Raw genomic sequence first — 22512 nt, 5'->3', positions numbered from 1 at the left:
GGTGCCGGGCGTCGGGGCACCGGTTGCCCGTTGCCGGGCGCCGGGCGCACCCCTACGCCTTCAGCAGCTCCCGCAGGGACGACGTCATCGCGTCGACGAACGCCTCCCGCTCCGCCTCCCCGGCAAGGTCGAGCGAGAGGTACGGATTGAGGTCCTCCAGCTCCACGAGCAGCAGCTCCCCGCCCGGCGCCCGGCAGGCGTCCACCCGCTGGATGCCGTACGCGAGGTCGTTCCACTCCACGAACCGCCGCGCGAACTCCAGGTCCGCGTCGGTCGGTTCGTACCGTTCGAGGATCCAGCGCGCCTCCGGGTCGGGGGCGTACAGCGCGTACTGGAAGGCGTCCCCGACGAAGTAGAACGAGACCTCGTACGCGAAGTCGATGCGCGGCTGTACGAGCATCCCGGCCGGGTCCACCTCGGCGAGCCGCTCCCGCTCCACGAACCGCAGGCCCACCGAATCCGCGCCCAGCAGCGGCTTCACGACGTACTGCGCCGCATCCGGCAGCCGGTCGAACTCCTCACGGCGGCCGGCCGTGGGAATGACCGGAAACCCCTCCCTCGACAGGGTCAGGAGGTAGTCCTTGCCGGCCATGTCACCCTTGCCCGTCAGCGAGTTGAACACCCGCACACCGCTCTCCCGGGCCGCGCGGGTGAACGCGTCGTACGCCTCCTGGTAGTGCAGGACGGGCCCGCTGTTGCGGACGACGACCGCGTCGAAGCGGTGCATCAACGCGGCCGCGTCGAGCGGATGGCAGAGCGCCACGTCGAACTCCTCGCGCAACCGCCCCGAGAGCCAGATGTCCTCGTCGCAGTACCGCCTGCCGCGCGCCTGGTAGCCGAGGTCGGTGACGTAAAGCAGCGTGCCCATGTGTGAGGTCTCTCTCTTCTCCGGGGGGCCGGAGGGCAAAAGGTTACGTGACGGAAACGCCATGGTCGCGCCCCGTTGCGGAGGAGGCCGATCCGCCGCGTAGCGTAGGCGAACACCGGTGCGACCAGCGTTCTTTCGCGACCGGGTCCGACAGGTTGCGTGACCGGTGCCACGGGGGCCCCGTCGCGGCCGTCGGCATCGCTGAGAGAGGCGACAGCATGCATTACCGGATCCTGGGGCCGGTGCGGGTCTGGCGGGGGGACACCGAGCTGCCCTTGGGGCCTCCCAAGCAACAGGCCTTATTGGCGCTGCTGTTGGCGCGGGCGGGCCGGCTCCTGACTCCGCAGGAGATGATCGACGCCCTGTGGGAGGAGCCGCCGGGGAGCGCGGTCAACGTGATCCACCGCCATGTCGGGGCGCTCCGCAGGCTCCTGGAGCCGGAGCTGCCCAGCAGGGCGGACGCCCGCCGCCTGCTGCGCGGAGCCGGCGGCTACCGCCTGCGGGTCGACGCCGGCGAGCTGGACCTGCTGCACTTCCGGTCCCTGCGCGAGGACGCCCGGCGAGCCATCACGGGCGGCGACCGGGCGAGGGGCGTGGGCCTCCTCGTCGACGCGCTCGGGATGTGGGGCGGGCTCGCGGGCACCGGACTGGCCCCGAGGGTGGCCGCGCACCCGCTCTTCACCGCGCTCAACCACGAGTACCTGGCCGCGGTCAAGGAGGCCGCCGACGTGGCCCTGGCGACGGACCACCGCCACGGCGAACGGGTCCTGTCGCTGCTCCACCAGGCGGCGCACCACTACCCGTTCGACGAGGCGCTGCACGCCCGGCTGATCACCGTGCTCGCCGCGCTCGGCCGGCAGGCGGAGGCCCTGACGGTCCACGCGTCGGTCCGCTCCCGACTGGCGCGGGAACTCGGCGTCGACCCGGGCCCCGAACTGCGCGCGGCGCACGACCGGGTCCTACGACAGGCGGTGCCGGTGGTCGGACCGTCGGTGGTGTCCGATGGGCCTGGTGCGTCCGGTGCGCCTGGCGCGCCCGGTGCGTCCAGCGTGACCGGTGCGTCCAGCGTGACCGGCGCGCCCACCGCGCCCACCGCGCCGGCCGTGCCCGCCCGGCCGGTCACGATGCCCGCGCCGTCCCTCCCCGCCGTGCCCGCCGAAGGCTCCGAAGGCGCCGATGGCGCGACCGTGGGGGAGCGGGACGCGGCGGTCGGGCCCCTGGCGGACGTCGCTCCCCCGGTCCTGCCGGCCCAACTGCCCGCCGACATCGCCACCTTCGCCGGGCGGGCCGGCGAACTGGAGCTCTCCCGTACCCTCGTCGACACTGACGCCGCCCCCGAGGCGACCGCCGCCCCCGCCTCCATCGTCGCGATCAGCGGCATGGCCGGCGTCGGCAAGACCACGCTCGCCGTCCACTGGGCCCACCAGGTGGCGCACCGCTTCCCCGACGGCCAGCTCTACGTCAACCTCCGCGGCTTCCACCCGACCATGGCGCCGCTCGCCGCCCCCGACGTCATGCGCGAGGTCATCTCCGCGCTCGGCGTCCCGCCGCAGCGGGTTCCCGACCGCCCCGAGGCGCTCCCTGCCTTCTACCGCAGCCTGCTCGCACCCCGCAGGCTCCTGATCCTGCTGGACAACGCGCGCGACTCCGAGCAGGTACGACCCCTGCTCCCCGGCGCGGCCGGCTGTCTGACGCTCATCACCAGCCGGCACCGCCTCGACGGCCTCGTCGTCACCCACACCGTCCGCTTCATCGGGCTGGAGGTGCTCTCCCGCGCGGAGGGCATCGAGTTCCTGACCCGGCGCCTCGGCGAGGCACGGGTCGCGGCCGAGCCCGCGGCGGCCGAGGACATCATCGAGCTGTGCGGACACCTGCCGCTCGCCCTCGCCATCGTCGGCGCGCGCGCCCTGATCAACCCCCGGTTCGCGCTGGAGGACATGGCCGAGGAACTGCGCGCGACCCGGGGCACCCTGGACGCCTTCACCAGCAGCGACGCAAGGGGTGACGCGCGTAGCGTCTTCTCCTGGTCCTACCGCGCGCTCAGCCCCGCCGCCGCCCGGCTGTTCCGGCTGCTCGGCGGCGCGCACTCGGGTCCGGAGCTCTCCGTCCACGCCGCCGCGAGCCTCGCCGGCGTGCCGGTCAGGGACGCCCGCCGTCAGATCGGCGAACTCGTCGACAGCCACCTGCTGTCGGAGGACGCGCCCGGCCGCTTCTCCTGCCACGAGCTGCTGCGGACGTACGCCAAGGAGCTGAGCCTCGTCCGGGACGACGAGCGGGCCCGGGCGCGGGCCCGGCGCCGTCTGGTCGAGCACCATCTGCACAGTGCCCAGGCGGCCGACGCCCTCCTCGCCCCGTACCGCGACCGCGTCCCGCTGCCGCCTCCGGGCGAGGGTGTCGTGCCGGAGGAGCTGACCCGGGAGCGGCAGGCGGCGCAGTGGCTGCACCGACAGCGCCAGGTGCTGCTGGCCGCCGTCGAGCGGGCCGCCGCGGACACCGAGCGCGAGCACGGCTGCGAGGGCGACGGCAACGGCGAGCGCCGGGCCGGGCGCGACGGCGAGGGCAGGGCCGGGCGCGAGGGCGACCGCGCAGGCGAACGCGACGCACAGGACAGGGCCGACCGCGACCGCGACGGGCTCTGCTGGCGTCTCGCCGCGACCCTGGAGCTCTTCCTCGACCGGGCCGGCCGCTGGGACGAGCAGCGGGAGATCCAGGAACGTGCCCTGCGGGCCGCCCGGTCGGCCGGCGACTCCCTGGGCGAGGCGTACGCGTTGCGCGCGCTGGGGTTCGCGTACTGCCGGCTGGGCCGGTACGAGGAGTCCCACGAGACGCTGTCGCGGGCCCTGGACGGCTTCACCGCCGCGGGCGAGCCGGACCTGCGGGCCACCGCCCACCGGAATCTGGCCTTTCTCAGCAACTCCACCGGAGGCCACGCGCAGGCGCTGGAGCACTACCGGCTGGCGTCCGAGCTGTACGCGGGGTCCGGGCACCGCACGGGCGCGGCGGCCGTCCTCAACGAGATCGGCTGGACCCACATCCTGACCGGCGCCTACGAACAGGCGCTGGACGACTGCGGTAGGGCCGTCGTCCTGCACCGGCGGAACGGCAACCGCAACGGCGAGGCGGCCGCCTGGGACAGCCTCGGCTACGCCCGGCACCACCGGGGGGAGTACCGCGAGGCCCTCGCGGGGTACGGGAAGGCGCTCGCCCTCTACCGGGACATCGGTGACCTCAGTCTCCAGGCCGACACGCTCACGCACATCGGCGACAGCCACGCGGGCGCGGGCGACCCGGAGGCCGCTGCCGTCGCCTGGCGCGAAGCGGCCGAACTCTTCGAGCACCTGGGCCACCCCGACGCCCGCCAGGTGCGGGAACGGCTCGCGCGTCCGGCGTCTCCAGCAGCCGTCGACGGCCCGTCCGGAGGCCCCCGTTGAGGCATCGGGCGGACGTCACTTTTTCGGCACTGGGCCCTGCCTACCCTGCTGCTTCGTACCGATCGGGGAAGCAGGGGGGAGGTGCCGTGGCCGGCGAAAGGAACCAGCCACGGCGTTCTCCGATGCGGGTGCCGGAAGACCGATTTGTTCGATGCTTTCCGGACGACTCCGCAGATCAGGGCATTCTGTCCCCGATTCGTCGAACAAAACTGCCCTGCGTTCCGTTTCTACGGTCGGAGGTCGCGGAGCACACCGCTGACGTTCAGCACTTCGTGGCAGCCGGAGGCCTGCTGCCCGGTGGCCGGCGTGCCCGGCTTCGCACAGGTCACCTCGGCGGTGACGGTCGAGTTCTCGGGGATGTCGATGGGGGTGACCCAGTGGTAGTCCTGATTGCGGAACGTCTCCAGCGCGATGGTGGTGATCTTCCGCTCTCCGAACGAGATCGTGATGACACCCTCGTCGCCCTGGAAGTTCGCCACGACCATGTCGGTGATCCCGAACACCTTGCCCTCGGGCACCTTGTACGTCCCGGCCTTCTTGCCGCCGGCGCCCGTCAGCACGTCGATCGTCGCCGAGCTCTGCTCGCCCCGCCCGGTGCCGCCCGGTCCCGTACCGCTGCCGCCGTCGCCCTGCCCGCCGGAACCCTCGCCCTGACCACCGGGGTTCTCGCTGGGCTTGGGCTTGGCCTGCTCCTCCTGCCTGGCCTGCTCCTCCTGCTTCGCGGCCTCCTCCCGCTGCGCGGTGGTGGCGGCCTCCTTCGCGGCGCTGCGCACCGCGGGCCGGACCAGCGCGAACCAGGCGACCAGCAGCGCCAGGATCAGCGCGAGCAGGATCAGCAGCCACTTCGGCAGGAGGGGCAGCTGGACGAACTCGCCCTCGACCACCCCGGCAGGGGCGGGCTGCACGGCCGACCGCGCGACCGGAGGCTCGTCGCTCTTCGGCGACTCCCCGGCGCCGGCGTCGGCCACCTGCTCGGCCTCGGCCTCGGCCGCGTCGGCGACCTCGATCTCGAACGGCCAACTCACGGGCTCGCCGAACCAGACCAGCGAGCGGACCCGTGCCTTCAGGCCGACCTCGGCGGACTCGCCGGGTTCGAGGCGCCGCCGCTGCGGGGTGGTGCGCAGGGTCAGTTCCTCGCCGGCCTGGCGGCTGGAGAGCGCGAGCGAGACCGGGGTGTTGCCCTGGTTGCGCAGGGCGATCCGGTAGCGCGCGCCGAGCCAGCCGCGCCGCCGGCGGGGCTCCAGCTCCCGGCGTATCTCGTGGAACGCCTCCACGGTCACCGTGGTCTCCGGGACCACGACGTTCTCGGGGTGCTCCACGGGCAGGACACGCACGCCGAGCGGCTTCTCCCCGGCACGGACCTCGGAGGAGCGGGGCGGCGCGAGCCGCACCGTGACCGTCTCCGAGGTGCCGGGATACAGCGAGACACGGGCCGGTTCGACGGTGCTCCACGCGGCGCATTCACCGACCACCGTGAACGTGTACGCCTCGACGATGTCGCTGTCGTTGCGGACGTTCAGGGTGGTCGTCGCCTCGCCGCCGGGCGAGACCGTCACGGTCGGCATTACGAGTTCGGCAGAAGTGGTCACCCCGGGAACCTAGGCCGCGACCGCGCCCCGCACGAGGGGCGCGGGGGACAACGACCGGGCAGCCCCGATGCCCCCGAGGACCATCGGCGCACAGCCGAGCGCCCCAACTGAAACACCCGCCGGCCGCACACCTACCGGCCGGCGGACTCCGAGAAACGGGTGGAACACATGACGAACAGTGATCAGTGCGATGCCAGGGTGTCGGTCTCGGTCTACGCCGAGGACCTGATCCTGCAAGCGGGAATCATCGAGCAGCTGCGGCGGCGCCCCGAGGTGGAGCTGCTGCCCGAGGCGGACGCCGACAAGGCCAGGGCCACCCTGGTCGTGGTCGACACCGTCGACGACTCGACCGTGCAACTGCTGCGCCGCCTCCAGCGCAACACCTCCACGAGCACCGGGCTCGTCGTGGGGAAGTTCGAGGCCGGGGCCCTGCAGACGATGATCGAGTGCTCGGTGGCTGCCGTGCTGCGCCGCGCCGAGGCCGACCAGGACCGGCTGGTCCACCTGGTCACGGCGCTGGCGAAGGGCGAGGGTGTGCTCCCCGGCGACCTGCTGGGCAAGCTGCTCGCCCATGTCAGCAGCCTGCAGCGGACGGTGCTCGACCCGCGCGGGCTTACCCTGTCGACCCTGACGACCCGTGAGGCGGACATGCTCCGGCTGGTGTCCGAGGGTTTCGACACCGTGGAGATCGCGCAGAAGACCTCGTACTCCGAACGCACCGTCAAGAACGTGCTGCACGAGGTCACCACGCGGCTCCAACTGCGCAACCGCGCCCACGCGGTGGGCTACGCGATGCGCCACGGGCTCATATGACGCGACCGCCCCGGACGCCCGCCGCGGCGCCGGCCCGGACCCGGGGGACGCCGGCCCGGACTCGTACGAGCCCCCGGGCCCGTACGAGTGCCCGAAAGAGCAGCGGACGCTTCCCCCGGTGCGGGTACTCGCGGCCTGTCGCCGCCCGCCGGGGACTGTGACGCTCGACCACGGTGAACTGTTCTCATACTGCGAGGTGGACGTGACCGGCACCCCACGCCCGGCGGGCCGTATCCGGGTGGGCCGACTGGCCGTCGCCCTGGCGGTGATGGTGCCCCTGCTCGCGGTGAGTTCGCCGCAGGCCGCGACCCCCGCCCGCGCGGCGGAGGCCGCGGACGACATCGGCCGCATCGCCTACGCGGGCACCGAGCACCGCTCCATGGGGCGGGTCACCGGGACCGCGCCGGCCACCAGCGAACCGCTGCTCGGCCCCGGCCCGGCCCACTACGACACCGAGGCCTCCGCCCGCGGGGACCAGGTCGTCTTCACCAGTCTGCGCGACGGCGTGCGTCCCCAGGTGTACCTGCGGGACGCCGCCGGCGGCATCCGCAAGCTGACCTCCGACCGCGACGCGGCCAACCCCGAACTCACCCCGGACGGCCGGTTCGTGGTGTTCGACTCCGCCGAACCCGGTCTCGGCGGCACCCAGCGCGACCTGTGGATCGTGGGCACCGACGGGAACGGGGCGCGCCCCCTCACCGAGACCCCCGTGAACGAGACCGCGCCGACCGTCTCGCCGGACGGCGCCAGGATCGCGTACGCGAGCGACGCCGACCCGCTGCGGGGCCGGCAGATCTTCCGGCGCCAGCTGGACGGCGGAAGTGCCGAGCGGATCAGCGACGGCCCGGCCGGCGACGCCGACGACCCCGCGTGGAACCCCGTCGACGACACCGTCAACCGCGACCTCGTCGCCTACACCCTCACCCTGGCGCCGGGCGGCGCGGAGAGCGGACCCCGGCTGCGGGTGACGTCCGGCCAGGGCGCCGACGGCCCGCTCCTCTCGGGCGAGCAGGGCGGCTGGAACACCAGGGCCGCCGCCTGGCAGCCCGACGGCGACACCATCCTCTTCCTCAGCATCAACGGGCCCTGCGGCTGCACCAATCCGTACGACACCGTCTACCGGGCCGTCGCCCACTCCACGACCACGGCGCAGGTCGTCCTCTACGAGGACCGCCTCGTCGACTCCCCGACCTGGCTCGGCCCCCAGAACGGCGGCTCCGTCGTCGTCACCCGCATCACCCCCGAGGCCCGCTCCCACGTCCACCTCCAGGACGTGCGGCCGGACGGCTCCGACCCGCGCGACCTGGGGTTCAAGGTCCTCCGGGAGGACCCGGCCGCCCGCACGAACACCGACCCGGCGGCCGACCCGCTCTTCAACCCGGCCGCGGGCTACGACCCGTGGACCGAGCGGCAGAACTACACCCCCGACGGCCGGCGGATCGTCGTCACCCGCTTCGACGGCGACCCCGAGACCGGCCGGATCGAGCAGATCCATCTGACCGGCGCCGACGGCTCCGCCCCCACCCGCGTGCCGCTCGCCGGACGCGGCGAGAAGGACTGGGACACCGACCCCACCTTCTCACCCGACGGCAAGCTCCTCGCCTTCACCCGCACCTCGCCCGGTGGTGTCGGCAGCGCGTCCGGACCCGGCCGCATCCTCATCGCGGACGCCACGACCGGCGACCTCGTCGACGAGGTCCGCCCGCCCGCGGGCCAGACCGGTGGCGACGCCCAGCCGACCTGGTCCTCGGACGGCACGACCCTCGCCTTCACCCGTAACCAGGTGATCGACGGCGTCGGCGGCAACAAGCACATCTGGACCGTGCCGGTGAACGACCTCGGTCGGCAGCGGAACCTGAGCGCCGAACTCTGCCCGGGCACCTGCCAGGTGATCGACGACAGCCCCGCGTTCTCGCCCGACGGCAAGCGCCTCGCCTTCAACCGCAAGGACGGCGGCGGCCGCGTCAACGAGCGCAACAGCGTCCTGCTGACCGACCTGGGCGACGGCGCCTGCCAGGTCCTCCTGCCGACCGGCCGGAGCGGAGACCCGGACGGCTGCCGCCGGGAGGTCCCCGACACCTCCGCCACCGGCCCCTTCCAGGCGCGTGACGTGGCCTGGTCGCCGGACGCGAGCCGGCTCGTCTTCAGCTCCCGCCGGGCCCTCGCGGCCAACTCGCCGGAGTCCCTGTCCACCGTCGAGGTGGCGACGGGCGCGGTCACCCCGCTGACCACCGCCCTGCCGGGCCGTCAGAAGGAGCCCGCGTACCAGCAGTCCGTGAACCTCACGGTGACCGCGCCGCCCACGGCCGACCCGGTAACCGAGGGCGAGACCGGCACCGTGACCGTGACCGTCACCAACCAGGGCCCGTCCGCCGCCCCCGGCACCACCTTCACCGCGGTCGTGCCCCCCGGCGTGCGCCTCGACGGGATGACCCCGTCGAAGGGCCGGTGCGAGCCCGGCTCGCCCCAGTGCGACCTCGGTGCCCTCGCCCCCGGCGAGAACGTCACCATCACCGTGCGGCTGACCGGCCTCACCCCCGGCGAACAGGCCCTCGACTGGTCCGTCACGGGCGCCGTCATCGACCGCAGCCCGGACGACAACGCGACCCGGACCCTCGTCCCCGTCGAGGAGGCCCCGCTGCCCCCGACGCCGACGCCGACCCCGACCACGCCGACACCGACCCCGCCGACCACGCCGACCCCCGCGCCGCCGAAGCCCACCCCGCCGCCGCCCGCGCCGAAGGCCGGCCCGGGGCTCACCGTCACCGCCCAGCCCGAACCGGGCTACGTCGGCGGCCGGGTGGTCGTCACGTACACCGTCCGCAACGGCCGTGAGGCGCTCGCCACCGGCCTGTCCCTGCGGCTCGGCCTGCCCGGCACCATCCCGGCCGGGAAGGCGCCCGCCGGCTGCGTCGACGGTGTGTGCGCCCTCGGCGACCTCGCGCCCGGAGCCTCCACCGTCGTGACGATCGTGCTGTCCCCGGACAAGGCGCTGACGGCCACCGTCAACGGCCGGATCACCACCTCCGGCACGGACGCCGACCTCTCCGACAACACCGCCACCCGGCGGATCCGGATCCTCCAGCCGAAGATCATCGCCGTCCCGCCCATCGGCAAGCCGGGCTTCGTGACCTCCGTGCGCGGCAAGGACTTCCCGCCCGGCACACCGGTGACGCTCAGCTGGAAGCCGGGCATCACCGCGGCGGCCGTGCCCACCGTCCCCCGCGCCGACGGGACCTTCATCGCCCAGCTGCTGATCCTCGCCAAGGACCAGACCGGACCGCGGATCATCACCGCGAAGGGAGCCGGGTTCTCCCCGGTCACCACACCCTTCCTGGTGGTCACCGGCAACGTCGCCCCGCCGGACGAGGTGGCGCGCCGGTGATCCACGAGATCGACGAGGGGGTCCGCCTGCTGCTCACCGAGTCGGGCCTCACGGAGAGCGGGGTCGACCTGGTCTTCGACCCGCCCACCCGGGAGTGGGCGGCGCGCCGCAACGCCCCCACGATCAGCGTCTTCCTCTACGACATCAGGGAGGACGTCGGCAGGCGGCGGACCGGCACGGTGGACGAGTACGACGAGCACGGCATGACGGTGGCCCGCCGCACCCCGCCCCGCTGGTTCGACCTCACCTACTTGGTGACGGCCTGGACCAACCGGCCGCAGGACGAGCACCGGCTGCTCTCCGAGGTGCTCCGCTGCCTGGCCCGCACGGACGTGCTGCCCTCCCGGCTGCACACCGGGACCCTGGTCCAGATGGGGCTCGCGGTGCCCATCGAGGTGGCCGGCGGCGCCCAGCAGGGCCGCTCGGCCGGTGACGTGTGGTCGGCCCTCGGCGGCGAGCTCAAGGCCTCGATCGACCTGAGGGTCCTGGCGCCGATGGCCGGCGAACGCGTGGCCGCCGCACCGCCGGTGACCGACGGTCTGGTCGTACGGACCGCCGGCACGACCGACACGACGACGGCCGAGCCGGACCGCCGACTGCGCTACGACGGCGTCTCCGACCCCGGCACACACGGCTTCGCGGCCCGCCGCGACCGGCCCGACCCGGCCGAGCGGCCCGAGCGGGGCGCCACCACCGAGCGCGCCGGCAGCTCGGAGGCCGCCCGCCGCCGTCGGGGGCCGGTGCGGTGATCCAGGACGACGTACGGACGTACGTGGACGTGACGCGTGAGGGGAACGGGGACGCGGACGTGGTGGACGGGGACCCGGCCGGGCTTACGTATCTCTGGCAGCGGCTGGCCCGCGTGGAGCTGCGGGTCCGCGACGCGGTGGCGGCCCGCCACGCGACCGACCCGACCCCCGACGACCCCTACCGGGGCCAGTACCTCACCCCGGAAGGCGCGGAACGGATCCTGCGCGCGCCGGCCGCCTACCTGCCCGCGACCGACCGGGCCGCCGGGTCCGGTGCCGGTTCCGTCCCCGACGCCGGGTCCGGTGCCGGTTCCGTCCCCGACGCCGGTTCCGTCTCCGGCGTGGAGCCGGCTGACCCGCCGCGCGGCGCCGACTCGGCCCCCGACGCCAATTCCGTCTCCGACGCCGGTTCCGTCTCCGGCGTCGGCCGGGTGGGCGGGACCCGCCCGGCCGACAGGGGCGACCCGGCGGACCCGTTCGCGGCGGCCGGCGGGGAGACGCCCGCGGCCCCCGGCTCCCGGCTGCGCCGGCTCGCCGAGGCCTTCGCGCTCTCCCCGGTGGACGAGGAGCTGCTCCTCGTCGCCCTCGCCCCCGACGTCGACGCCCGCTTCGAGGCGCTGTACGGCTACCTCAACGACGACCTCACCCGGCGGCGCCCGACGATCGGCCTCGCCCTCGACCTGTGCGGGCTGCCCGTCGCGGGCCGGGGACGGTTCCGCTTCTCCGCCACCGCGCCCCTCGTCGCGGGCGGTCTCCTGGAGATCACGGAGCCCGACCGGCCGTTCCTCTCCAGGACGCTCCGGGTCCCCGACCGCGTCGCCGCCCATCTGCTCGGCGACGACGAGCCGGACGCCCGGCTCGCCGGTCTCCTCGACACCGGCTCCGCCGGCCCGGGACCGTACGAGACCACGGCGCTGCGGGTCGCCCGGGCCGCCACCACCGGCCGCGGCCCGGTCCATGTCCGGGCGAGGGGCGGGGACGCAGGCCGGGTCGCCGTCGAGGCGCTCGCCGCCGCCGGTCGCCGGCCGCTGGTCCTCGACGTGTCGGCGCTCGCCATGGACGCCGACGCCGCCCGGGTGCCGCAGCTCCTCGCGACCGAGGCCCGGCTGTCCGGCGGCGGAGTCGTCGTCGGCCCGATCGAGGCGCTCGAACCCGAACGCCCCGAGCGGGCACGCTGGTTGCGCGACCTGTGCGCGACCACGACCGGCGTGCCGCTGATCACCCACGGGTCCAAGAACTGGGACCCCCTGTGGTCGCGCGAGAGCCCCGTCCCCTTCACCGTCGGCCCGCCCACCGGTGACCGCCGGGTCGCCCAGTGGCGCCACGCGCTCACCGAGGCCGCCCGGACGGTCCGTACGCCCGTCGCCGTGCCGGCCGAGGACGACCTCGGCCCGGCCGTCGCCTCGTACCGTCTCGACGCCGAGCAGGTGCGCAAGGCCGCCACGGTCGCCGTCCGCGCGGCGGCGGCGGAGCGCCGCCCGGTCGGCCCGCAGGACCTGCGGGCCGCCGTCCGCGGCCAGAACGGCGCCGGCCTCGAACGCCTCGCCCGCCGCATCGAACCCGGCGTCGGCTGGGACGACCTCGTGCTGCCCCCGCCCACCCGCCGCCAGCTCGGCGAACTCGCCCTGCGCGCCCGCCACCGCGACCAGGTGCTCGGCCAGTGGCGGATGCGCCCCGGCGGCGGGCGCGGACGCGGAGTGATCGCCCTGTTCGCGGGCGAGTCCGGCACCGGCAAGACGATGTCGGCGGAGGTCGTCGCCGCCGAACTCGGCATGGAGCTCTACGTGGTGGACCTCTCCACGGTCGTCGACAAGTACATCGGCGAGACGGAGAAGAACCTGGAAAGGATCTTCGTCGAGGCCTCCGAGGTCAACGGCGTCCTGCTCTTCGACGAGGCGGACGCGATCTTCGGCAAGCGCTCCGAGGTGAAGGACGCGCACGACCGCAACGCCAACATCGAATCGGCGTACCTGCTCCAGCGGATGGAGTCCTTCGACGGTATCGCCGTCCTCACCACCAACCTCCGGGCCAACCTGGACGAGGCGTTCACCCGCCGGATCGACGTCATCGCCGACTTCCCCATCCCCGACGCGCGGCAGCGGCTCGCGCTCTGGGACCGCTGCCTGGGTCCCGAGATGCCCCGGGACGACAACCTCGATCTGGCCTTCTGCGCCGACCGCTTCGAGCTCGCCGGCGGTTCGATCCGAGCCTGTGCGGTCACGGCGGCGTATCTCGCGGCCGAGGCGGGTAGGCCTCTGGGGATGGCGCAGGTCGTCTCCGCGGTGCTCCAGGAGTACCGCAAGCTCGGCCGGCTGGTCCTGGAGAGCGAGTTCGGACCCTGGCTGCACAGCGACCGCGCGGCGGTGATCGGCTGAGGCAGCCCACCTGCCCGTTCAGGCAGCGCCCTTGCCCTTCGGCGGGGACCTCCGGGCCTATGACCAGGCACATCACGGCAGTGAGACTCGTTGGTGACCCAGTGGCCACTTGAAGGAGCGAGTATGCCGTCGTACCTGACCCCGGGCGTGTACGTGGAGGAGGTGCAGTCCGGTGCGCGGCCGATCGAAGGTGTGGGCACCGCGGTTGCCGCCTTCGTCGGGTTCGCGGAGCAGGGGCCTTTCCACCGTCCGACGCTGGTGACCAACTGGGACCAGTACGTCCAGACGTTCGGCGGCTTCACGGAGGGCACCTACCTCGCCCACTCCGTCTACGGCTACTTCGCCAACGGCGGCGGTACGGCGTACGTCGTCCGCGTCGGCGGCCCGGCGGCCGACCAGGCCGACGGCACCACGCCCGCCGCCCTCCCGTCGCCCGCGCCCACCGCCATCGGCGGCTTCCTGGTGTCGGCCCGCGCCGGTGCCGGAGCGGAGGTCTCGGTCGAGATCGCCGACGCCGACGGCGAGAACCCGCCGGAGGACCGCTTCAAGCTGCTGGTCCGCCAGGGCGGCAAGGTGGCGGAGACGTATGAGGTCTCCGTCCGCAAGAACGTCAAGGGCTACCTGCTCAACCAGGTGCGCGAGTCGAAGCTCATCGAGGTCGCCGAGCAGCCCGGCACGGCCCAGACCCGGCCCGAGAAGCAGACCTTCACGCTGCGGGCCGCCCCGGCCGCGGCCCCGGCCACCCAGACCCCCGGCGGGGGTGTCGGCCGGCTCGACCCGAACGAGTACGTCGGAGACGCCTCCGCCCGCACCGGCTTCGCCGGTCTGGAGGCCATCGACGAGATCACCATGGTCGCGGTGCCGGACCTGATGAGCGCCCACCAGCGCGGCGACATCGACGCCGAGGGCGTCAGGACCGTGCAGCTCGCCGTCATCTCGCACTGCGAGCAGATGGGCGACCGGGTCGCGGTCCTGGACTCCCCGCCGAACATGAACGCGCAGAAGATCCGCACCTGGCGCCAGGACGAGGCGGGCTACGACTCGCGCTACGCCACCCTGTACTACCCCTGGATCTCGGTCTTCGACCCGGCCACCGGCCGCAACACCACCGTCCCGCCCAGCGGCCACGTCGCGGGTGTCTGGGCGCGCAGCGACGGCGAGCGCGGTGTGCACAAGGCCCCGGCCAACGAGGTCATCCGCGGCGCGGTCGACCTGGAGATCCGTCTCAGCAAGGGCGAGCAGGACCTGCTCAACCCGATCGGTGTGAACTGCGTGCGCGCCTTCCCGGGCCGCGGCATCCGCATCTGGGGCGCCCGCACCCTCTCCTCGGACCCGGCCTGGCGCTACCTGAACGTCCGCCGGCTCTTCAACTACCTGGAGGAGTCGATCCTCCTGGGCACCCAGTGGGTGGTCTTCGAGCCGAACGACGACCGGCTCTGGTCCAGCATCCGGCGGAACGTCACCGCCTTCCTCAGCGAGGAGTGGCGTCGGGGCGCGCTCTTCGGGAGCACCGCGTCGGAGGCGTTCTACGTCAAGTGCGACCGGGACAACAACCCGCCGGAGTCGGTCGACCTCGGCCAGGTGATCTGCGAGATCGGGGTGGCTCCGGTGAAGCCCGCCGAGTTCGTGATCTTCCGGCTCTCGCAGTTCTCCGACAGCACCAGCCTCGTCAACGAGTAACAGGAAAAGGTGACAAGCAGTCATGGCAGAGGGCGACGCTCTTTCCACTCATATCTTCGGCGTCCAGCTGGGCGGCTACATGGTCGAGTCCATCCAGGAGATCAGCGGGATGACCATGGAGGAGGATGTGGTCGAGGTCCGGCAGGTGACCCCCGACGGCAAGCTCCTGATCCGCAAGCAGCCCGGTGCCCGACAGGCCGGTGAGGTGACGATCACCCGCGGCATGGACAAGAGCACCGAGTTCACCAAGTGGATCAAGGAGACGCTGGACAACGGCGCCGTCGACAGCGCCCGGCAGAACCTCACGATCGAGATCAAGGACGCGGCCGGCGAGACCGTCCGGCGCATCCAGCTGATGCAGGGCTGGGCGAGCAAGTGGGAAGGCCCCTCGCTCAAGGCCGGCGAGTCCAGCGCCGCCACCGAGACGGTGACCATCACGTTCGAGGAGATCGTGATCGAATGAGGCGCAGGACGGTCACCTCGGGCGGCCTGGAGGAACTCCTCGAAGCCGCCGCGGCCGCGGAACGCGCGGCGGCCGCTCCGGCGGCCGCCCCGGCCGCGGCCCCGCCGCCCGCCTCGGCGCCCTCGAGGCAACGCGAGGAGCTCCGCACGGAGTTCACCTTCGAGCTGCCGCGCGGGTACGTCGACGACGAGGGCACGGTCCACCGCACGGGCTCGATGCGCCTGGCGACCGCCCGGGACGAGCTGCGTCCGCAGATCGACCTGCGGGTGAAGGAGAACCCGGCGTACCTGAGCGTGGTGCTGCTCAGCCAGGTGATCACCCAGCTGGGCACGATCACCGACGTGCACGCCGGGGTCGTGGAGCGCATGTACGCGACGGACGTCGCCTTCCTCCAGGACTTCTACCGGCGGATCAACAGCGAGGGCCACACGCACGCCGCGGTGACCTGCCCGCACTGCCACGACTCGTTCGAGGTGGACCTCTCCGGCGGGCGCCTGGGGGAATCGTGACGTACGCCCTTCCCCGGCTGCGGGAGGAGATCGCGTACGTCGCCTACCACTTCCACTGGCAGCGCGAGGACATCCTCGACCTCACCCACGCGGAACGACAGCAGTGGGTGAGGGAGATCGCGCGGATCAACACACGGGTGAACGAGGGCGGGTGAGGTGAGGGCCATGGGCTTCTGGGACAGGTTCCGGCGGGACGACGACGCATCGGCGTCCGCTTCCGGGTCGGCTTCGGCGTCCGCCTCGGCGTCGGCGTCCGCGTCGGCGTCGGCGTCTGCGTCGGCGTCCGCCTCGGCTTCGGCGTCCGGGTCCGCCGCCCGGGACGCGGTGGTACGGGAGTCCGCTCGGGCCGCCTCGCCCGAGGCCCCGGCCGGACGGCCGGACTGGGACGGGGGCTGGCGCGAGGTCGCCTCGCCGCCCCTCACCATCGCCCGCTCGACCCTGGGCGTGAGCGACGGCCTCCGGTTCCGCTCGGGGCTCTCCGCGTGGCAGAACCCCACGCTCACGTCGGAGCTCGGCCACGGCCTCATGCCGTCCGCGCCCGCCGGCCTCATCCACGGCGTCGCCCGCCCGGCGAGCGCCTCGCGCCCGACACCGGTCGAGGGCGGCGGCCCGCTGCTGCTGCGCGCGGTGGGCGGGGACGCGGAACCGGAGGCGGGCCGCCCGGACGCAGGCCCGAGCGGTCCGGCCGGCACGGGTCCGAGCGGCCCGGGGGCGGGCTCCGGGCGTCCGGTCCAGAGATCCGCCGCGCCGGTCCGGCGATCCGCCGCACCGGCGGCGGGTGCCCGGCCCGAGACCGCCGATCCGCTGGTCGTCTCCCGTCGTACGGCCGGTCAGGGACCCGAGACACCGACGCCGTCCGGCGGCCCACGGCAGGCGGCGCCGCCTCCCGCCCCGGCGGAACCCGGCGGCCCCGCGCCGACCGCGCCCGTCCTGGGCGCGGGTCGGGGCCCGGGCCCGGACGGAGCCCGGCCGAGGACGGACGGGAACGGTCCGTCCGGTACGCCGTCGGTCCTGCCGTCCGTCACGCCGTCGGTGTCCGACCCGTTGGTCGTGTCCCGTCGTACGGGCTCCGAGGCGCCGGGCTCATCCGCGACCCCGGTGACGCCTGTGACCCCCGTGACGCCCACGCCGGCCGCGCCCGTTCTGGGTGCGGGTTCCGGCGGCCCGGCGGCGTCCGGGCCGGGCACGGGCGGGAACGGTCCGTCCGGTACGCCGTCGGTCCTGCCGTCCGTCACGCCGTCGGTGTCCGACCCGTTGGTCGTGTCCCGTCGTACGGGGTCCGAGACACCGGCCTCGTCCGCGACCCCGGTGACGCCCGCGAGCCCCGCGTCCGGCGCGCTGCCCGTCGTCGGCGCGGCAGCGCGGCCGTCCGATCCGGGCGGCTCCGCCACGGACTCCTCGCCCCGCCCCTCCGCATCGTCCGCCACCCCTCGGCGGACCCGGCCGGCGCCTGTCCGCCCGCGCCCGGTCGCCGCCCCGTTGGTCGTGGCCCGCCGCCCGGCCATGGCACCGCGTGTGCTCACCGCGGTACCGCCGCGCACACCGGCCCCGGCCGCCGACCGGGCGACCTCTCCGTCTCCCGGCGGGAGCCCCGTACAGAAGAAGCCGGCCCCGGCGGCCTCGGCGGCCCCGGCCTCGGCGGCCCCGGCCCCGCGCCCCCCGGTCCGCCCGGGCCTCGGCGAACCGATCGGCGAACTGCCCGCCACGGCACGGCGGATCGGCGCCGGCACCACGTCGCCCCCGACCCCGACCGCCCCGACTCCGGCCACCCCGACCCCGGCAGGGGCGGGCGGCGAGGCGCAGGCGATGCCGGTCATGCGCAGGATGGCCGAGCCCGAGCCCGAGCCCGAGCCCGCGCCCGCGCCGCCCGAGACGCCGACGAAGACCGCCCCGCCCCGGCCGGCCCGCTCCGGCCTCGGCGCCCCGCTCCGCGAACTCCCCCCGACGGCGGCCCCCCTGCTCGGCGGCCCGGCAGCCGTCCAGCGCCGCACGCTCCCGAACCGGGCCGGCGCGCCCACGCCCCCGTCCGTGGACACCACGGCGCCGGTACGCCCCCGCTTCGGCACCCCGGACACGGGTCCGGACGCCCGCCCGCACCCTCTGGTGGCCGGCTCCCGCCCCGCCGAGCAGACGGCGACCGGCCCGACCCCCGGCGCCCCGGAGCCCTCCTCGACCGGATCGACCCCCGCGCCCTCGGGCACCCCGGCGGTGCAGCGGGCACCCGACGCGGTGGCCCCGTCGCCGCGTTCCACCCCCGTCCCGCTCGCGCATCCGGCGGACGCCCACCCGGAGCCGCTGACCGTGTCCCGCGCGATGGAGGGGACACCCGGCCCCGCCGGTGGACCCACCACCGGGACCCGGGCACAGGGACCGTCGACCGGCACCGACTCCCGTGCGGCGGAGGAGCGTTCGGCCGCTCCGAGGGTTCCGCTCGCGGCTCCTTCGACGGCGCGATCCGAGCCGCTGATCCCGGTGTCGCGTGCGGTCGAGAAGGGTTCGGCCCCCTCGTCCGGCGGTTCGTCGTCGGGGGACGCGTCGTCCGGACCGACCGTCGAGCGGACCCCCGCCCCCGGCCCCGCCGACCGGGCCGACTCCACGTCCCGTACCCCGGCGGCCCGCGCGAGCGCCCCCGTCGTCCCCCTCGTCCAGCGCACGCGCAGCCTTCTCGCCGACCGACCGCTGGTCGTCGGTACGGGAGCCCCCGCCGGTTTCTCGGCGTCGGCGCCCACGCCCTCGGCGTCCGGGGCCCCCGCCCGCCCGGTGGTCGCGGCCACCTGGCGCAGGGACCTCCCGCCCGACCCGGTGGCGGCCCCCGCTCCCGCCTCCCCGGCGCCTCCCGCGCCGCAGCCGGCCGTCCAGCGCGCCGCCCGTGCCCCGCGCCCGACCGGGGCCGCCGGGGGCCCGACACCGCCCGGGCGCGGCCTGCTCGCCCGGCTGCGGCCGGCGCCCTCCGTCGTTTCCCCGCACGCCGTGCGGTCGGCCCCGGGGTCCCTCCCGCCGGTCCAACGCGCCACCGCGCCGGACCCGGCAGCAGCTTCGGCACCCCCCGGAGCCGGCAGCGCCCGAACCACCCCGACCACCCCGTCCACCCCGACGGCCCCGACCGCCCGGACCACCCCGGCCGTCCCCGTCGTACGCCTCGACCAGAGCGCGTCCTCGTCGACCGGCGTCCCGGCCGCGGGTCGGGCCACCGCCCCGGTACAGCGCCTGGCCGCCCAGCCGCTGACGTACACGCGGGGCGCCGGGGCCGTCGCCGAGCCGCCCGCGCCCCCGGTCGTCGCGCGCCCCGCCGCCCCCGAGCGGCTCCAGGCCAAGGCCGTCCAGCGGATGGCCGACGCGGGCCTGCAGGGCGTCCCGGTGACCCCGGTGGCCCGCTCCGCCTCCCCGGCCCAGGCCGCCGGCACCGCCCACGCCCCCGCCAAGAACGCCCCGTCCACCGACACGCCCACCACCTCCCCGAAGGGTGGCCGTGAACTCGACGAACTCGCCCGGCAGTTGATCGACCCGGTGGCCCGACTGCTCCGGGCCGAGATGCGCCGCGGACGGGAACGCACCGGCCGCCCCTACGACAACCGCCGCTGACCCACCCCGAGCCGCCACCCGCACCACACCCGGCACACAGAACGCGCCCCCTCGGGGGCAAGGAGAGAGAGATGACGGACAGCATCGTCGCGACGAGCGTGTTCTTCCGGCTCGCGATCGGCGGCAACGACCTGGGCGCCTTCCACACCTGCTCGGGTCTGGGCGCCGAGGTGGAGATGGAGCAGTACGCGGAGGGCGGCAACAACGGCTTCACCTGGCAGCTGCCCGGCCGGATCACCTGGTCCAACATCACCCTGTCCCGCCCGGTCACCGCGGACACGGCCAAGATCGCCCGCTGGCTCGACGAGATCATCCAGCGCGTCGAGCCCAAGGACGGCGAGATCGTCGCGCTCAGGCCCGACCTCAGCCGGATCGTCAGCTGGCAGGTGCTCGGCATCGTCCCGGTGCGCTGGCAGGGCCCGTCCTTCGACCCGGCCAACTCGCAGGCCGCGATCGAGACGCTGGAGATCGCCCACGAGGGCCTGCGCCCGTCCTGACATCCGGCACCGTCCACGAGAGGAGGTACGTACGAGATGGCACCCGCCCGAGCCAGTCGCGCCCGAGCCCAGCTGACGATCATGGAGCCGCCCGCGAAGGTCGGCGCCAAGCCGGGCGGCACCCTCGCCCGCGTCAAGCTGCAGTTCAACCCGTCGAGCCTGTCCCTGAGCAAGACCACCGAGTGGCGCCGTACGCCCTCCCGGATGGCCGGCCAGTCGGCCCTGCCCGAGTTCGTCGGCAGCGGACCGCGCTCGCTCTCCCTGGAGGTCTTCCTCGACGGGACGGCCAAGCACGACAACTCCGTCGAGAAGGCCGTGCAGCAGATGATGGTGGCCTGTGTGCCCACCAAGGCCAGCCTCGCCCGCAAGACCCCGGCCAGCCCCTGGGTGCGGTTCGAGTGGGGCACGTCGAAGACGACCTCGTTCGACGGCGTGCTGTCCAACCTGTCCGTCAACTACACCCTGTTCGACGTCGACGGGAAGCCGCTGCGCGCCACCTGCTCGCTCTCCATCGAGGAGGCGAGCGTCGACGCCCCGGGCCAGAACCCGACGTCGGGCTCGCGCGAGGCACGCCGTACGCACCGTGTCGTCGCCGGCGACAGTCTGCCGCTGCTCGCCTGGCGGGAGTACGGCGACGCCACCGCCTGGCGCGCCATCGCCGAGGCCAACGGCATCGACGACCCCATGGTGCTCGTACCCGGTTCGGAACTGATCGTGCCCGGCACCGCCGACGGGACAGCGGAGGAGGAGCGATGAACTCCACGGAGGAGCGGGGCGGCCGGTCGTTCGCGGCGGACCCGATCGTCGAGGCGCCCGCCGAGCTGCCGCCCGCCTGGATCGCACAGCTGGTGAGCTGCGTGGTCGACGAGAACGTCGGACTGCCGGACACCGCGCTGCTGACCTACCGCGACCCGAACCACGAACTGCTCACCGCCACCGGCATCACCATCGGCACGCCCCTCAAGATCTCGGTCGTGACCGTCCAGGGCAAGGCCAGGGAGCGGCTGTTCACCGGCGAGGTGACGGCCCTGGAGCTGGACACCGACACCACGGGCTCGTTCACCGTGATCCGGGCGTACTCCAAGGCGCACCGGCTCCAGCGGGGCCGCAAGGTCGTCGCGTACCGGAACATGACGACGGCGGACATCGTCCGGAAGGTCGCCGCCGGGGCGGGGCTGGCCTGCGGCACGATCGAGGCCGCGCCCGTCACGCACCAGCAGCTGTCCCAGCCCAACGTCTCCGACTGGGACTTCCTCCAGTACCTGGCGGGGGAGAGCGGCGCCCATGTGCGGGTCGACGAGAAGGGGCTGCTCCAGTTCGTCAAGCCGACGCCGGCCGCGTCGGCCCCCGCCCCGTCCACTCCGGCGACCCGCAGCCCGATGGTCCTGGAGTACGGCCGCAACCTGCTGGCCCTGCGGGCCGTCCTGACGGGCGCCGACGGGGCGGGCAACGTCGAGGTGCGCGGTTGGAACGTCACCACCAAGACCCCGCTGGTGGCCACCCGGCCGGCCGTCCGCTCCACCACCGTCACCCCCGGCATGAGCCCCTCGGTGGCGTCGAAGTTCGGCCCGTCCGCCAAGGTCACGGTCACCGACACCCCGTACCGTACGCAGGCGGAGACGACGGCCGTGGCCGGTTCGGTCGCCGCGTCGGTGAGCGCCGGGTTCGGTGAGATCGAGGCCGTCGCCGAGGGCAACCCCAAGCTGCGGGCCGGCAAGCCGGTCGCCCTGGGCAACGTGGGCAAGGAGTTCTCCGGGCGGTACACGGCGACCTCGGCCCACCACGTCCTGGAGCCGCAGGGCGGCTACCGCACGACCGTCGTCGTCAGCTCCTCGCCCGACCGCTCGGTCACCGGCCTCGCCACCGGCGGGAACGCGCCCGCGCGCGGGCCGCGCATGCCGGGTCTGGCGATCGGCGTGGTCACCGACATCCGCGAGACGGGCGGCGGCCAGCGCGGCTGGGTGAAGCTGCGGTTCCCCTGGCTCGACGCGACGTACGTGACGGACTGGGTACGGACCGTCCAGTGGGGCGGCCAGGGCGGGGGAGGGGTGTTCAGCCCGGAGGTCAACGACGAGGTGCTCGTCGGCTTCGAGCAGGGCCTCCTCGACAGCCCGTACGTCCTCGGCGGCCTCTACAACGGCGTGGACAAGCCGTCCCCGCACGACGTCCCGCTGGTCGACAGGACGAGCGGCAAGGTCCAACGCCGCTCGCTGGTCTCCCGTTCGGGCCACCGCCTCGAACTGCTCGACACCCCTCGCGGCACGTCCGGGGTACGCCTGGCCAGTGGCGACAAACGACTCGAGGTGAAGCTCGACGAACGCCTCCACCAGATCGAGCTCACGGTGTTCGGACCGGGCGGCAGACGGGCGTTGAGCTCGGTGACGCTGACGCCGCGGGGCATCACGCTCGACGCGGGCACGGGGACGATCGACCTGAACGGCAGGTCGGTGAACATCAACGGCAAGACGGGGGTCACGGTCGACGGCGGACTGCTGGCGACGATCAAGGCAAGGATGATCCGCCTCAACTGACGTGACAGCGACCGCGATCACCCGCCCGTACGAAGCACGT

Annotated in this window: 16 protein-coding genes; 13 read left to right on the top strand and 3 right to left on the bottom strand. The window is 74.3% G+C overall.

The features are described from left to right. Nucleotides 1-52 precede the first annotated feature (52 nt). On the bottom strand, nt 53-868 hold the full coding sequence (locus ACIPPS_RS02015; RefSeq protein WP_401425673.1) for a hypothetical protein: 816 nt from the start codon (nt 866-868) through the stop codon (nt 53-55). Between the two features lie 218 nt (nt 869-1086). On the opposite strand from ACIPPS_RS02015, the gene ACIPPS_RS02010 reads away from it, so the two are divergent. Then, nucleotides 1087-4299: an AfsR/SARP family transcriptional regulator gene (locus tag ACIPPS_RS02010; protein WP_401425671.1), complete on the top strand. Its 3213-nt coding sequence runs from the start codon at nt 1087-1089 to the stop codon at nt 4297-4299. Nucleotides 4300-4526: 227 nt separating this feature from the next. Here ACIPPS_RS02010 and ACIPPS_RS02005 read toward each other — a convergent pair whose 3' ends face one another. Next, nucleotides 4527-5864, bottom strand: coding sequence for a hydrolytic protein (locus tag ACIPPS_RS02005; RefSeq protein WP_401427159.1), 1338 nt, complete (start codon nt 5862-5864; stop codon nt 4527-4529). Nucleotides 5865-6056: 192 nt separating this feature from the next. Here ACIPPS_RS02005 and ACIPPS_RS02000 point away from each other — a divergent pair, with 192 nt between their 5' ends. From ACIPPS_RS02000 to ACIPPS_RS01965, 8 genes are all read left to right on the top strand, one after another. Further along, entirely contained in the window at nt 6057-6701 is a 645-nt protein-coding gene (locus ACIPPS_RS02000; protein WP_401425669.1) for a response regulator transcription factor, read from the top strand. A 202-nt stretch (nt 6702-6903) separates the two neighbouring features. Beyond that, nucleotides 6904-10086, top strand: a complete 3183-nt coding sequence (locus tag ACIPPS_RS01995) for a hypothetical protein (protein ID WP_401425666.1) — start codon at nt 6904-6906, stop codon at nt 10084-10086. Further along, the gene (locus ACIPPS_RS01990) at nt 10083-10835 is read left to right on the top strand and encodes a DUF4255 domain-containing protein (protein WP_401425663.1); all 753 of its coding nucleotides are present in this window, start codon (nt 10083-10085) and stop codon (nt 10833-10835) included. The genes ACIPPS_RS01995 and ACIPPS_RS01990 overlap by 4 nt, the downstream gene beginning before the upstream one ends. A gap of 59 nt (nt 10836-10894) precedes the next feature. Next, on the top strand, nt 10895-13210 hold the full coding sequence (locus tag ACIPPS_RS01985; RefSeq protein WP_401427156.1) for an AAA family ATPase: 2316 nt from the start codon (nt 10895-10897) through the stop codon (nt 13208-13210). Between the two features lie 123 nt (nt 13211-13333). After that, nucleotides 13334-14890 (top strand): phage tail sheath family protein, encoded by a 1557-nt coding sequence (locus ACIPPS_RS01980; protein WP_401425660.1) that lies wholly within the window; start codon nt 13334-13336, stop codon nt 14888-14890. Nucleotides 14891-14912: 22 nt separating this feature from the next. Continuing rightward, complete coding sequence (locus ACIPPS_RS01975) at nt 14913-15353, top strand: phage tail protein (RefSeq protein ID WP_401425658.1); 441 nt, start codon at nt 14913-14915, stop codon at nt 15351-15353. Next, a complete protein-coding gene (locus tag ACIPPS_RS01970; protein ID WP_401425655.1) occupies nt 15350-15862 on the top strand; it encodes a hypothetical protein in 513 nt (170 codons plus the stop codon). Before ACIPPS_RS01975 ends, ACIPPS_RS01970 begins: the two co-directional genes overlap by 4 nt. Beyond that, nucleotides 15859-16017, top strand: coding sequence for a DUF6760 family protein (locus ACIPPS_RS01965; RefSeq protein ID WP_018492281.1), 159 nt, complete (start codon nt 15859-15861; stop codon nt 16015-16017). The genes ACIPPS_RS01970 and ACIPPS_RS01965 overlap by 4 nt, the downstream gene beginning before the upstream one ends. A 675-nt stretch (nt 16018-16692) precedes the next feature. On the opposite strand, the gene ACIPPS_RS01960 is transcribed toward ACIPPS_RS01965, so the two are convergent. Then, nucleotides 16693-17385, bottom strand: a complete 693-nt coding sequence (locus ACIPPS_RS01960; RefSeq protein WP_401425653.1) for a hypothetical protein — start codon at nt 17383-17385, stop codon at nt 16693-16695. On the opposite strand from ACIPPS_RS01960, the gene ACIPPS_RS01955 reads away from it, so the two are divergent. The 4 genes from ACIPPS_RS01955 to ACIPPS_RS01940 all read left to right on the top strand — a co-directional run bounded on the left by ACIPPS_RS01955 (nt 17378) and on the right by ACIPPS_RS01940 (nt 22472). Next, on the top strand, nt 17378-19444 hold the full coding sequence (locus ACIPPS_RS01955; RefSeq protein ID WP_401425651.1) for a hypothetical protein: 2067 nt from the start codon (nt 17378-17380) through the stop codon (nt 19442-19444). The genes ACIPPS_RS01960 and ACIPPS_RS01955 overlap by 8 nt on opposite strands. A gap of 71 nt (nt 19445-19515) precedes the next feature. Then, complete coding sequence (locus ACIPPS_RS01950; RefSeq protein WP_401425649.1) at nt 19516-19941, top strand: phage tail protein; 426 nt, start codon at nt 19516-19518, stop codon at nt 19939-19941. A gap of 36 nt (nt 19942-19977) precedes the next feature. Then, nucleotides 19978-20697, top strand: coding sequence for a LysM peptidoglycan-binding domain-containing protein (locus tag ACIPPS_RS01945; RefSeq protein WP_401425647.1), 720 nt, complete (start codon nt 19978-19980; stop codon nt 20695-20697). Further along, nucleotides 20694-22472 (top strand): VgrG-related protein, encoded by a 1779-nt coding sequence (locus ACIPPS_RS01940; RefSeq protein WP_401425645.1) that lies wholly within the window; start codon nt 20694-20696, stop codon nt 22470-22472. The genes ACIPPS_RS01945 and ACIPPS_RS01940 overlap by 4 nt, the downstream gene beginning before the upstream one ends. Nucleotides 22473-22512 lie beyond the last annotated feature (40 nt).

This window comes from Streptomyces sp. NPDC090127, assembly GCF_044746945.1.
Taxonomy (GTDB): domain Bacteria; phylum Actinomycetota; class Actinomycetes; order Streptomycetales; family Streptomycetaceae; genus Streptomyces.
This window is presented reverse-complemented; position numbering and strand designations above follow the sequence as displayed.